Annotated in this window: 12 protein-coding genes; 8 read left to right on the plus strand and 4 right to left on the minus strand. The window is 42.9% G+C overall.

All coding sequences use genetic code 11. From position 1 onward, the window contains the following. Positions 1 to 265: 265 nt before the first annotated feature. Together PY092_RS12775 and PY092_RS12780 are read right to left on the minus strand one after the other, a co-directional pair. The gene (locus tag PY092_RS12775; protein ID WP_275616192.1) at positions 266 to 1,741 is read right to left on the minus strand and encodes a glycoside hydrolase family 130 protein; all 1,476 of its coding nucleotides are present in this window, start codon (positions 1,739 to 1,741) and stop codon (positions 266 to 268) included. Between the two features lie 83 nt (positions 1,742 to 1,824). Further along, complete coding sequence (locus PY092_RS12780) at positions 1,825 to 2,730, minus strand: SAM-dependent methyltransferase (protein ID WP_275616193.1); 906 nt, start codon at positions 2,728 to 2,730, stop codon at positions 1,825 to 1,827. A gap of 807 nt (positions 2,731 to 3,537) precedes the next feature. Between PY092_RS12780 and PY092_RS12785 the strand changes: the two genes are divergently transcribed. From PY092_RS12785 to PY092_RS12820, 8 genes are all read left to right on the plus strand, one after another. Then, positions 3,538 to 4,497 (plus strand): fatty acid desaturase family protein, encoded by a 960-nt coding sequence (locus PY092_RS12785; RefSeq protein ID WP_275616194.1) that lies wholly within the window; start codon positions 3,538 to 3,540, stop codon positions 4,495 to 4,497. A gap of 433 nt (positions 4,498 to 4,930) precedes the next feature. Next, complete coding sequence (locus PY092_RS12790) at positions 4,931 to 5,404, plus strand: sll1863 family stress response protein (RefSeq protein ID WP_207098918.1); 474 nt, start codon at positions 4,931 to 4,933, stop codon at positions 5,402 to 5,404. Positions 5,405 to 5,425: 21 nt separating this feature from the next. Continuing rightward, complete coding sequence (locus tag PY092_RS12795) at positions 5,426 to 5,581, plus strand: lmo0937 family membrane protein (protein WP_207098917.1); 156 nt, start codon at positions 5,426 to 5,428, stop codon at positions 5,579 to 5,581. Between the two features lie 129 nt (positions 5,582 to 5,710). Next, positions 5,711 to 6,796 (plus strand): calcium:cation antiporter, encoded by a 1,086-nt coding sequence (locus PY092_RS12800; RefSeq protein ID WP_275616195.1) that lies wholly within the window; start codon positions 5,711 to 5,713, stop codon positions 6,794 to 6,796. Between the two features lie 220 nt (positions 6,797 to 7,016). Continuing rightward, positions 7,017 to 7,685 carry a BON domain-containing protein gene (locus tag PY092_RS12805; protein WP_275616196.1) on the plus strand — a complete coding sequence of 223 codons (669 nt, stop codon included), beginning with the start codon at positions 7,017 to 7,019 and terminating at the stop codon, positions 7,683 to 7,685. Positions 7,686 to 7,944: 259 nt separating this feature from the next. Further along, entirely contained in the window at positions 7,945 to 8,421 is a 477-nt protein-coding gene (locus PY092_RS12810) for a Dps family protein (protein ID WP_275616197.1), read from the plus strand. Positions 8,422 to 8,428: 7 nt separating this feature from the next. Then, positions 8,429 to 8,641 carry an SHOCT domain-containing protein gene (locus PY092_RS12815; RefSeq protein ID WP_275616198.1) on the plus strand — a complete coding sequence of 71 codons (213 nt, stop codon included), beginning with the start codon at positions 8,429 to 8,431 and terminating at the stop codon, positions 8,639 to 8,641. Between the two features lie 307 nt (positions 8,642 to 8,948). Beyond that, the gene (locus PY092_RS12820) at positions 8,949 to 9,422 is read left to right on the plus strand and encodes a hypothetical protein (protein WP_275616199.1); all 474 of its coding nucleotides are present in this window, start codon (positions 8,949 to 8,951) and stop codon (positions 9,420 to 9,422) included. A 292-nt stretch (positions 9,423 to 9,714) separates the two neighbouring features. On the opposite strand, the gene PY092_RS12825 is transcribed toward PY092_RS12820, so the two are convergent. Then, positions 9,715 to 10,239 (minus strand): cupin domain-containing protein, encoded by a 525-nt coding sequence (locus tag PY092_RS12825; protein WP_275616200.1) that lies wholly within the window; start codon positions 10,237 to 10,239, stop codon positions 9,715 to 9,717. A 119-nt stretch (positions 10,240 to 10,358) separates the two neighbouring features. Further along, positions 10,359 to 12,338, minus strand: coding sequence for an aconitate hydratase (locus PY092_RS12830; RefSeq protein ID WP_275616201.1), 1,980 nt, complete (start codon positions 12,336 to 12,338; stop codon positions 10,359 to 10,361). Positions 12,339 to 12,900 lie beyond the last annotated feature (562 nt).

Genomic DNA, 12,900 nt, shown 5'->3' on the forward strand with positions numbered 1-12,900 from the left:
ATACTATCTTCTTAAATACAATACACCGTACTTCTCTCAACCTGCGCTTAAAAGAGCTCTTGGAGGCTTAAAAGTCCATCATGATTTTAAATAAGCTTTCGCGTGGTGGTCAAGGATATTGTCAAAAATTAAATCGATTACCTATATAATTAAAAGAATCATTATCCTTTATCAAGATTCTTTTCATGCTTTATGAAACTGAAGTTATGATATTTTGTTTATCGGTGTTTTTGAAAAATAAAGCAGTAAATTACTTTCTACATTTTTAATTGAGGGAAGCCTTACTTTTTAACGCTTTAAATAATGCAGCCATTTCCACTACGGCATAGGTAGCGGAATAATCCGATACGGCATAGGGCAGAATCAAACTGTCATTATGGATGATAGATCCGCAAGAATAGACCACGTTGGGTACATAACCTTCCCGTTCTTCCTCCAAGGGCATTAACAAAGGTTCTTCCAAACGGCCCATCTCTTTTGACGGGTCCTCAAGATCAAACAAAGAAACGGAGATACAATACCTTCTCATGGGCCCTACACCATGTGTGATGACCAACCATCCGTGTTCGGTCCACAAAGGGGACCCGCAATTTCCTATTTGTGTAAATTCCCATGGAAACCTTGGTTTTTGAAGGAGGATGGGGTCGTTCCATAACGTTGCCCTATCTGAATACATGAGATAGTTGTTCACACCATCGATCCTGGAAAGCATCGCGTATTTCCCCTTGATCTTTTTGGGGAAAAGTGCCAGGTTCTTGCCTACGGCACCATTTCCATGCAAAGGCATGATCCTGAATGTATAGAAATCATCCGTAGAAAGAAGTTTTGGCAATATGGCATGGCCGTTATAGGCGGTATAGGTGGCATATACCTTTTCGGTGCCATCATTTTCAACAAAGCGGACAAAACGGGCATCTTCGATCCCCTTGCTTTCCGAATCCGAAATAGGGAATATAACGCGTTCGCTCAAATCGGAATCATGCTCAAACGCGATGTCGTAATAGGAATCCACCAGCCAGGTAATTTCTTCAAGTGCCAACCTTTTTTCAAGACTAATGGCCGTGTCGTCCATTACTTTCCTTACCGCGTTCTTTAGCACGTAATACTCGAATTTATCTGGCAGGTCCTCCATGATACTTTTTGAATACTTTATGGGGATGTGCATCTCCCGCATCTTTTTCACAAATCGTCCTTTATCATAGAGTTTCTTATGGGAGATTTCTGCCATGTCGATCGAATTGCCTACACCCATCAAATGCAGGTCGTTGTTTTTATCGATTATCCCCCTTCTGAAAACTATGGAAGAAATATGCCCTTCCCCTGTTGCCCGAAACGAAAGGATCACGCGCATTTCACCCTCTTCCAAATAGGACTGGTCAAAATCTTGGATGATGGAGGGATTAAAAAAAGCGGCGGACTCTATGGAATACTCCATGGTAAGGTAAGAACCGATGAGCAATTTTCGCTCCATGGAAATAGCATCAAAATCCATGTTCATTTGCCCAATGATATTCCTGATGCCATCACAATGTTTATGGAAAAGCTTGGTGATGTTACGGTGCCTACTTGCAAATTCCCTTAGGGTCTGTTCCAAGGATTCCCGCACTTGACTTTCGCTCATCCCAAAGATCAGGGACAGCAAATCCTTGGTCCGCTGTTCCCCGTTCATAAAGGAGCGGGCCACCACCCTACTGGCATCTGGCAGAAATTTTACGTGCTTACGTGTTACGGAAACCCTCATAAGTATAGAAAAAAATAGTAGGATAGACTATAAAAAAGTAATCGAGCCATTTTAAAAACATCATGTAGCGTATTTGTTCCAGGCTATATTTTCTCAAATACAAGCCTATAATGATCCATTATCTCTTTTTCAAAGCATATTTTGTTGGGGCTGATCTTAAAGACGGCTACTTGATGCCTAAATTCCTTGTCCATGATGTATTTGGGAACCAAGGATAGATAGAGCCAATATTTTCTCAGGTTGAACTTCCTGAACTTCTTTCGCCATTGGCTTATCGTCTCAATGTAGTCCAGTCTTCCACTGCTTTTCGAGATCAATTTAAAATTCGGTTCTGCATTCCGTATCACCATTTCAGGTCCATAGGGCAACCATGAACCCGGAAACTCCTTGACCATCAGTGCCATGACATGGGCCGCGGAGCCTTTTTTGGCCTTGACATCCAGTTCTTCATAATCGATCATATTTTTACTGAACGTCATGGTCTGCATATAGAACCTCCCACCTTTTGGCAACAAATTGGCAACGGTCTTAAAAAAGTCACTGTACACTTTCTCTTGTTTTCCTTCTTTCCATTCCTCAACGGAACAGAAATGTTCCAATCCCCCAATGCAGCTAATGGCATCAAACATTCCAAAATCTTCCGGTACGATGTAGCGACAATCCTTCACAAGGACCTTCATTCCATGCTTCTGACAGGCTTCCGCCTGTCCCTCTGACAAGGTCAAGCCTGTGCAAATGCCTCCCCTATCTTGGGAAGCATATTTGATAAAGGGGCCCCAGCCGCAGGCCATGTCCAAGACTTTGCTTCCATATTTAATATATAAGCTATCCGCTATAAACCGGTGTTTTTCCATTTGCGCCTCTTCCAAGGACATTGAAAAATCACCATCGTACTTGGCTCCGCTGTAATCGGCGGTTTCCCCCATGCTCAAACGGAATATCCTGTCTATGGTAGTGTAGGTAAAATCCAAATCCTTTTTATCGGCCATTTCTTTAATTTAAGGTTTAAGTACTCAATTCTTTTGAAGGCATCCTTGGGGTGCCTTTCTTATAATTGCGGTTTTATTTCTTTTCCGCATGTTGGTTTCAGTTAAAAACACTGAAGTTTAAAAAGGATACGGTAGTTTCCCAATTGAATCGTGAAGTGTTCGTAAGCAAGTACTGATCCCTTACCTGTTTTTGGATGTCAAGTACCTGTGTAGGATGCTATGCATGATTTTCTAAAGGTAGTCATTTAACTGTTCCTATGGACAAGGGAACTACTATTCTTTACAATATGTAATTCATTTAATCACAGCAATTTAACATTCTTTTTAAATGACAGGTTATAATTAAGCCTACCTTTAACCTTAGTCGGCCCGTGCTACGGGCAATCCATTACCAAATTTCATTTTGGTCTTAGTTTGGTCCTGCCCCCACGGAAAAACAATGCAATAGTGCAATAAACGGTTTAAGCCACGTTTTTAAGGAATAGCGACCAGGTTGTCCGATGTTATCCTTGATGTAAATATTCGTCTTCATTATAGATATCCCATTTAATTTCCTCGCAGTTCCATGAGTTTCAGGTAACCACCAAACCTTTGTTTTGGCTATAGGGGGCTCATGATAAAGTGTTTCCATTGCAATGGAAAGCGGACAAAGGCTTTAAAAAAAAGAACAGTATCAAAAATCCAAAATTTGCGAAAAGAGGAGGATCCGACTTTTCAAGAGCATTAAAAACAAGGGTCAACCAGTATTTTGATTCTAAGGGAATCAGTAAATATGCCAATAAGAGCATGATAGTCAAATCAGTCTTAATGTTATCGCTATTTGTGGTTCCCTTGTTACTCATCAATTTGGGAATGGCCTCAAGTCCCTGGCAACTTTTTCTGCTCTATTTTATAGGAGGACTTGGAATGGCCGGAATAGGAATGGGGATCATGCACGACGCCATCCATGGATCGTATTCACGAAATAAGACCGTTAACCGCTATATGGGGTACACCATGAACCTAGTGGGTGCTAGCTCGGCCGTATGGAGGATACAACACAATGTTTTGCACCATACCTATCCCAACATTAAGGGATCGGACGATGATATCAATGCTCCCTTTTTTCTGAGATTTTCCCCGAATGCCAAAAGATATGCGCTGCACAGGTTCCAATTTATATACGCCTGGTTTTTTTATAGTATATCGACGATTTCCTGGGTCACCACCAAGGATTTTGTCCGCATGAACCGCTATAGGAAAATGGGATTTTTGAACAAGCGCAATGAGTTCCAAAGGGAAATCTCCATACTGATTATGTGGAAGCTTGTCTACTATACCTTCGCGCTCGTCCTACCATTGATCGTGGTCCCCCTAGCTCCCTGGATCATCATACTGGCATTTATAAGTATGCACCTGGTGACCGGATTTTTGATCAGTACGATATTTCAGGTTGCGCACATCATGCCCAGTTTGGAGTTTCCCATACCTGATGAAAACAATACGGTCGCAGGCGATTGGGCCATGCACCAAATGGCCACAACCACTAATTTTGCGCCAAGGGGTGCCCTCTTCTCATGGTTGATAGGAGGGTTGAACTACCAAGTGGAACACCATCTACTGCCCAACATCTGTCATGTACACTATAAAAATCTATCCCGTATCGTGGCAGAGACCGCCAAGGAATTCGGTATGCCCTACCATTCACAAAAAACCTTTGGCAGTGCTATTTGGAACCATATTAAGATGTTGCGCTCCTTGGGAAAAACTGTTCCGGTAAGCACTTAACGGACACGTATTCCCTATTTTGGTGTACCCTGACAGCATTCGGGTTGGTCTGAATTCCAGTTGATTTCCATTCCATGCTGAAATGCACACAAAATGGTAAAAAAACAACAACCTTCCTAGACTCCAATCCGTCCCATTGCAAGGCCATCAGGTATAAGCCTGGGTTGTATGGGTTTTTCGATGGGCTTGGATGGGTTTGGTCCAAGGTTCCAATTTTTTGTGGGAATTGCCAAAAGTCTACATTGGTTGTTTCTTCTTTTATCACCCGTTCCAAGAGATTTGTCCTCAATGTACAAGCAATTGGGAAGAATATGGGACCTGCCCCTAGGAAAATGTGTGAATCATGCAACTAATACAGCTTACTGCATAACACTTATCAATGGTTATCGGACCATCTTTGTCCTGTGAAATGTTTCACTTAAAAATTTAAATCATGAACTACAAGACAAAAAAAATATCAACCCTGATCTTTGGATTGGCTTCCGTTGCCATGGCCGTCATAGTGTTCAATGGCTGCAAATCGCCCGCCAAAGACAAGGAGACAATAAATACAGGTGAGGCCAAGGAAAATCTAGTGGAAGCAAAGGAAAGTCTAGATGAGGCCAAGAAAGAATATGTCCTTAGATATGAGGCTTTCAAACTGGAATCGGACAATAAAATTGCAGAAAACGAAAAGGTCATTGCCGAATTAAAGGCGAAAGCCAAAATGGAAAGCAATGCGGCCAAACAGGATTTTGAAAAAGAACTTGCCGCATTGGAACAAAAAAACCAATCGTTGAAAGAAAAAATGAGCTACTATAAGGATGAGGGCGATGATGAATGGGAATCATTTAAGGTTGAATTTGATCAAGATATGGATAGCTTGGGACGAGCATTAAAAGATCTGACCAAAAATAATACGAACTAATCTCTACAAAAAGCTAACATTATGGCAAACTCACTTTACACGGTGGCCGTGGTATTGATCATTGCATGGGCCATTGGATTTCTTGGATATCATGCCGGGGGAATCATCCATATCCTATTGGTCATCGCGATAATTGCAATCATATTAAGTATGGTTCAGGGACGAAAATCCGGGTAACCACAATTTATACATAAGAACGACAAGTACAATCCCCAGAGTATCCAAGAACATGCAGCGATGTTCTTGGATACTCTCTTTTATGCCCCATTATTCTTTAACGGGAGCTCTTTACCCCCTGATTCAATTATGAGTAAAAAGCGATACCTTCTATTGTGGACCATTGCGATACCAATTTTGGCATGGCTCGCCTATTTTGGCATTCCGCTGGATCTGGGGGAACTCTATTCTCTGTTCCTTGGCATTTTACTGATCGGATCCGTCATTGCTGCGGTACACCATGCGGAGGTTATCGCCTATAGGGTGGGAGAACCTTTTGGTACATTGTTGCTGGCATCAGCGATTACGGTGATCGAAGTGGCACTGATCGTTTCATTGATGCTGAACGGGGGGCGGCTTGAGGCAGTTACGCTTGCCCGTGATACGGTTTTGGCATCGGTAATGATAATCCTCACGGGGATCATAGGGATCTGCATACTGGTAGGGGCCATACGTTACAAGGAACAGGTGTTCAGGCTCCAGGGTGTTAGTGCAGCTTTGGTTACCCTTACCGCCATATTGGTGTTCGCCCTTATCCTTCCCAAATTCACTCCAAGTCTGAATGGTTCCACAAACAATCCTACCCAATTGCTCTTTGTTGCGATAGCTTGTCTTGTCCTGTATATCACATTTGTAATGGTGCAGACCGTACGGCATCGCGCATTTTTTTTATCCCCCGAAACCACTGAGAACAAAAATGTGCTACCCCCTCCCCCGACGGTAATGGAAACATTTATAAGTGCCCTATTGTTGGTTTTGTGTCTTGGCATAGTGGTACTGCTCGCCAAGGCCCTTACATCCGATATAGAAAACATCGTTTTGAATGCAGGGGCTCCAAAATCCCTGGTCGGGGTGATCATAGCGGCAGTAGTGTTATTGCCCGAGGGACTTGCCGCCTATCGCGCTGCCAGAAAAAACCGCCTCCAGACCAGCCTTAACCTTGCCTTGGGCTCAGCTCTTGCAAGTATCGGCCTCACCATACCGACAGTTGCTATAGTATCCATTATAACGGGAATGAAAATAACACTTGGCATTGATATAAAGGCCATGGTTTTATTGGTACTGGCCCAGTTTACCATTGTACTGTCATTGGCCACTGGGCGTACCAATGTGCTGCAGGGAATCGTACTTTTAACGATCTTTGTGGTTTATCTTTTTGCAATTATCTCCCCATGACATGGTCACTTGGCACCGCTATGGGGCTTCGAGTCCTTGCTTCCAAATATCATGATGATATAACTAACGGTAAATACTTTATCCATAGTTTTTTTGGCGCGACCAAATACCATGTGTGAATTATGCAATTCATTTTGATCATTGTGTATCGTATTGGTCAGGTATAAGGATGACCTTTATGCCATTGTGAAAATTCATTCACAACATAAAAATAATTCCTATGAAAACGAATGCAGAATTACAGGTTGATGTTCAGAATGCCATTAAATGGGAGCCTTTGTTACATGTAGCTGAAATTGGGGTCACAGCCAAGGATGGTGTTGTTTCTTTGACCGGTGTGGTGGACAGTTATACAAAAAAAATGGAAGCGGAAGATGCGGCCAAAAAAGTCATTGGCGTGAAAGCCTTGGTTGAAAATATTGAAGTGAGGTTTCCAGGCAATTGGGCAAAAACGGATGCCGAAGTCACTGCTGAAGTCTTGGACGCCTTGAAGGTCAATCACTATGTTCCCAATGATAAGGTGACAGCAAAAGTAGAGGATGGATGGGTCACATTGGCGGGTGAGCTGCCCTGGAATTACCAAAGGGAAGCAGCAAAAATAGCCATACATGGTCTTTCAGGGGTAAAAGGTGTGAGCAATAATATCAAGATCAAATCCGAAAGCAACGGAACAATTGAACTGAGTGCCGTTGAAAGTGCACTAAGAAGAAGTTCGATCGATGATAGTGATATCGACGTATCCGTATCCGGAACAACCGTCACATTGAGCGGAAAAGTAAATTCTTGGTATCAAAAAGAAGAAGCGGGCCGCGTTGTGTGGAAGGCTCGTGGTATCTGCGATGTAAAAAATGAATTGTCAGTCGAATATGATTACCTGTTGGTTCTTTAACCCTTGCAAAATGGTGGGGGAATTTTCTTCCACCGTTTTCTCTTACATCGACAGGGGTTTGTAATGTATTCCAATCCTGGCGACTCCAACCCTATTTGAAGGTTCCCCCATTCGATTGGGAAAAAACAGAAGGGATAAGGTTGGAGCATGGAAACGGAAGTGGGTTCAAGGAAGCCCGGATATTTCCAATTTTGGACCAGACCATTGGAAAAAGCCATGGGAAACGGGGCAAAAAATGGATAACATAAAACAGAACATCATGAAAATAGTGACAAGGATGGTCGAAATCAACCGACAGGGGGTTGCCAAGGTATTGGCAAAAAATTTAGCGGACGAAACGGTACTTTACATCAAGACAAAAAAGGCCCATTGGCATGTTGAAGGGGACGATTTTTATGATAAGCATAAATTCTTTGAATTTCAATTTAAACAATTGGATGAAATCATGGATAGCGTCGCGGAGCGTATACGTTCCATTGGCCACTATGCACCGGCTACGTTAAAATCGTATCTAAATTTGTCCCATCTGACAGAGTCAGAAAGTGAGAGAAACGATAGCCAAGGGTTCATCAAAGAACTACTGGCCGATCATGAACGTATTATTATGGATTTACGAGGTCATATAAAATCGTTTACCGATGATTTTCATGATGCGGGCAGCAGTGATTTTATTACCAGTCTTATGATTACCCATGAAAAAATGGCTTGGTTCCTGCGTTCCCATTTAACAAAATAAAGCCACCATGTATTACAACAGTTATCATTTTTTGGGAATGCACTTTATATGGTGGTTCGTTTGGGGCATCCTACTTTTCTTGATTTTTGCCATACCATATAAAATTCTTGGGCAAGGAACCAAGAAAGACACCACAGGTGATATACTGAAAAAACGCTTTGCTTCCGGGGAAATCAATAAGGAAGAGTACCAAGAAACGAAGAAAACCCTAGAAGGTTGACCACCCCTTTGCCCTAAGAAAACAAGTCCCATATGGATCTCCCCCCGATAGTTCACCCACTATGATCATCCACTTGACCTTCCCTTGATCATGTTCCAATGGAACTCTCGAAGATATCTGGGAGTAAAAAAAAGGATATCCCTTTGGCCCCGAGAATAGAATCAGGGTAGGTTTTCCGTGGCGCGGCAATGTATAGACCTCCCCACAACATGGCAATCCCGAACAGCCAACATTTCAACACTGGCCACTGGCCTGGTACAGGTCCCATTGAATAAAAAAACAAGTATAACCCTTTAATAACGAAAGCATGAAAAATTTAAAACAGATCGCGAGTATGATAGTACTGCTTGCCATGATCCAGGCGCACGCCCAAAATGGCCCGACAGGGATCCTGAACTCAACCACTACCAACACCTTCAACTACATCAAAGAAGGTGTTGAAATGCCTTATTCCGTTACGGTACAAGAGAGCCGGAATTACAAAACCATGTTTGCTCTTGCAGATATGGGAAAAGTTGATAAAGACAGGATAAACACTCCTGTCAAAGTATCGAAACTCATTACCGTCACAAACAATGCCAATCCACGTGACAATAGTGTCATAGCCTTACGATATGACAAACAGGTTGCAGATACTTTTAAATTGGTGTCCACTGAAAAGGGATTTGCCATATCTGTAGCCAATAGGACCATGGATTATATCATGGGCAAGGGAATCCAGTTTGCGAATACCGCGGATAGAGAATTCTTTATGGTTGACGAATTTGATGGTATGGAATAAATGGAATTTATTTGATTTGTTCATGCAGAATCCCTAGAAATAGGGATTTTTCTATTTATTGTGGCAGTAATTGCCCTAATTTCCACACCTTTCTTTTACCCCTTTTTGGCCCAAGGGCAATAAGATGGACCAAAGGAGACTTCGGCCATCAAATGCCCGGATGCCCAACGGATGCCCCTTGGCTTGTCAATCAAAAAAACTGCCTTGGAGCAATTGATATGGGAACTTTGATCAATGGATTTTCCATGTGTACTGAGGTGATGGGAAATAACCCTTATAAGGTGCAAGAAAGTCAAAGGGACAATTCCCTTTCAAAATACACCTCTTCCTTATCATCCGGAGAATCCTTGACATAGCAATAGTATATTTTATTCAGGAATGCCCTGACGATCAATGCCTTTTTTGGGTTTTTACTGGAATAGACGATTTGTCCCGCTTTGTACAGTTTGTTTACGGTGGATTTTTTGTTCAGTCGCAAACATTTCAGGGTTAAGTTCAAATCTATGGATATCATTTTGAACCTATGTGTCGCAACAATCAAATAATCCGTAAACTTTGGGATAACTACGGTGTCCCCCAATTTCAAGAGGGTCGTTTCGTTGTCCATGGTTATTTGAGCCTTACCTTCTATGATCTCAAAAAATATGGATTTTGTAGACCCCTTGCCCTTTAGTTCCATTCCCACATCAAAGGACATTGCCTTGATCTCCCCCGTTTTTTTCTTTAGCACCGAGATGGTGGATATGGCGTTGGGCGCATAGGCCAATCTTTCCGTTATTTCATGGGAGATCATTTTTGAAAATTGTGTGTCGATCATGGTATGGAATGTTAACGTTAAAAGGGACATTTATATCTTGAAAACCATTCTGGTTATCTTATCATAGGGCCCTTGCCCAGAACCTTTGGTCAAGAGCCAGGTGTACTTCCCATTGGGGTTCAATCAGTTCGGCGTTTTAATTTTTCTTGAAAATCGCTGATCACCCCTCCTTTTAAAAGTACTTCCATCTGTCGATCGCTCATGGTATGTACCGCTTCAAATTCAAACAGTTGTCCGGACGCATTGGTTGCCCTTATGGGGATCCCGATCCTGCTTTTGATACCAGCTCGCAAGTTTACAAAACTTAGCATACTTCCTTGCTCTATATTATCATAGTCCTCTTCATGTATAAATTCAAGGGGGAGTATACCAAAGTTTATCAGGTTTTGCCAAGCAATCCTTGCATAGGACTTGGCTATTACACATACCTGCCCCAAATATTTTGGGGCCAAAGCAGCGTGTTCCCTACTTGACCCTTGGGCATAGTTTTCGCCTGCTATGACGACATGCCCCCCATATATTGGTTTGGCTTTGATTGCCCTTTCGTAAAAAGTGGGGTCTATCACTGAATAGGTATATTTACTGATTTCAGGGATGTTGCTCCTAAATGGCAACACGTCCGCTCCTGCTTTGAGAATTTCATCGGTGGATACATTATCCCCCATTTTTAACAATACAGGGATATTGTATTGATCGGACATAGGTGAAAAATGCGGTAGCTCCTTTATGTTGGGGCCTTTCTCCAATTGAACTCCAGACCCATCTTCAAGTGGTGCCACCAAAAGGTCGGAATTTATGATCTCTTTTTCGGGGCTAGAATAGGTAGGATACGGTATATCGAATAATTTCCCCAAATCCCTGGGATCGGTAATTTTCCCTGTCAAAGCTGATGCGGCTGCCGTTTCAGGACTGCACAGGTACACTTGGTCATCTTCAGTTCCCGACCTGCTGGGAAAATTCCTTGGCATAGTCCTCAAGCTTATGGTATTTGAAGATGGAGCCTGTCCCATCCCAATACAGCCCATGCATCCTGATTGGTGGAACCTAGCCCCTGCCTTGATCAAATTTGCAAAACTATGGTTCTTGATCATATTCAGGATAAGCTGTCTCGACGTCGGGTTGATATCAAAGGACACCCCATTATTGACCGTTCTGTTTTTAACAATATGACCAGCGATCCAAAAGTCCCGTAGTCCGGGGTTGGCAGATGATCCAATTACGACCTGTCCAACGGATCTTCCGGCCACCTCTCTCACGGGGACCACATTTCCCGGACTGGACGGCAGCGCAATTAAAGGTTCCAACCCATCCAGGACAATTTCTTCGTTTAGGTCATATTTACAATCCTTATCTGAAATGATTTCGACCCAGTCCCCAGGTCTCCCCTGCGCCTTTAAAAAGCGATATGTTTCATGGTCACTGGGAAAAACCGTACTGGTGGCACCCAGTTCCGCCCCCATATTGGCAATAACATGCCTGTCCATGGCACTAAGGTTTTTCAATCCGTCACCATAATATTCCATAATCTTGCCGACACCTCCTTTTACCCCATACCTCCGCAACATTTCCAGGACGATATCCTTGGCACTGACCCACTCGGGAAGGTTCCCTGTAAGCTTCACCCCCATGATCTGCGGCATTTTCACATAATATGGTTCCCCGGCAATCACCGACGCCACATCAAGTCCTCCCGTTCCTATGGCGAGCATTCCAAGCGATCCAGCGGCACAACTGTGGCTATCGGAACCAACCAGTGTTTTTCCGGGGATTCCGAACCGTTGCATGTGGACGGGGTGGCTTACACCATTGCCGGGACGGCTGTACCATAAACCAAACCGCTGAGCTGCCGTATAAAGAAATAAATGGTCGTCCGCATTCTTATGGTCGGTTTGCAACAGGTTATGGTCCACATATTGGACCGCTATTTCCGTTTTAGCCCTTTTTAGGCCCATGGCTTCCAGTTCAAGCTGGACTAAGGTTCCGGTTGCATCCTGTAAAAGGGCCTGGTCGATCCTTATCCCTATTTCCCTTCCGGGGATGGCTTCGCCTTCAATAAGGTGGTGGTCGATCAGTTTTTGGGTCACATTGAATGGGTTCATGGGCTTCTATATTTTTTACTGGACGAAAAATCAGGGAGCCACTTTCTTATACTGTTCCGTAGGGGGAAGGTGGATATCAAAATCGGGCAGGAGGTTTCCTTATGAAGTTACGCAAATTTTCTGGATAATTTTGGTTTTTCGGGAGAATTCATGGCTATGGCTTTTTAGGATGGAAGAGACCATATTAACGAATGGTCATTATGGAGTGCCAGGTTTATCCAACCTTCCCGTTTTAGCATCTATCCTGATAATTGATGAATGTAAAAGCTTCACTCAAAGTTAAAACCACAAAATTCATAAATCCACATATACCTGTAAAAAGAGATATAGTGCAAAAAACGGTCAAAGCGAACCACTGAAAACGGAATTCTTTAAGCCATCCAAAAAAACCGTTTCAGACTATGTCATAAAAGAGTTTATTTTAATTTTTGCCATGCTCTCTTTAACCCGGCGCGGGTGGTATACTAAGACCGTCCTATCCACTTTTGGCAAGAACTACAGTTTTGAATTAAAAAATATCAATGCGGAAAAATACAATGTTGCTGTTACCATAAAATTTCCG

Source organism: Flagellimonas yonaguniensis (assembly GCF_029193885.1).
GTDB classification, from domain to species: domain Bacteria; phylum Bacteroidota; class Bacteroidia; order Flavobacteriales; family Flavobacteriaceae; genus Flagellimonas; species Flagellimonas yonaguniensis.

What these genes read in the sequence shown, in the direction of transcription:
- PY092_RS12815 (WP_275616198.1), top strand. Translation starts at nt 8,429, where the DNA reads ATGTATTACAACAGTTATCATTTTTTGGGAATGCACTTTATATGGTGG.
- PY092_RS12830 (WP_275616201.1), bottom strand. Translation starts at nt 12,338, where the DNA reads ATGAACCCATTCAATGTGACCCAAAAACTGATCGACCACCACCTTATT.
- PY092_RS12775 (WP_275616192.1), bottom strand. Translation starts at nt 1,741, where the DNA reads ATGAGGGTTTCCGTAACACGTAAGCACGTAAAATTTCTGCCAGATGCC.
- PY092_RS12790 (WP_207098918.1), top strand. Translation starts at nt 4,931, where the DNA reads ATGAACTACAAGACAAAAAAAATATCAACCCTGATCTTTGGATTGGCT.
- PY092_RS12805 (WP_275616196.1), top strand. Translation starts at nt 7,017, where the DNA reads ATGAAAACGAATGCAGAATTACAGGTTGATGTTCAGAATGCCATTAAA.
- PY092_RS12825 (WP_275616200.1), bottom strand. Translation starts at nt 10,239, where the DNA reads ATGATCGACACACAATTTTCAAAAATGATCTCCCATGAAATAACGGAA.
- PY092_RS12820 (WP_275616199.1), top strand. Translation starts at nt 8,949, where the DNA reads ATGAAAAATTTAAAACAGATCGCGAGTATGATAGTACTGCTTGCCATG.
- PY092_RS12800 (WP_275616195.1), top strand. Translation starts at nt 5,711, where the DNA reads ATGAGTAAAAAGCGATACCTTCTATTGTGGACCATTGCGATACCAATT.
- PY092_RS12795 (WP_207098917.1), top strand. Translation starts at nt 5,426, where the DNA reads ATGGCAAACTCACTTTACACGGTGGCCGTGGTATTGATCATTGCATGG.
- PY092_RS12810 (WP_275616197.1), top strand. Translation starts at nt 7,945, where the DNA reads ATGAAAATAGTGACAAGGATGGTCGAAATCAACCGACAGGGGGTTGCC.
- PY092_RS12780 (WP_275616193.1), bottom strand. Translation starts at nt 2,730, where the DNA reads ATGGCCGATAAAAAGGATTTGGATTTTACCTACACTACCATAGACAGG.
- PY092_RS12785 (WP_275616194.1), top strand. Translation starts at nt 3,538, where the DNA reads ATGTTATCGCTATTTGTGGTTCCCTTGTTACTCATCAATTTGGGAATG.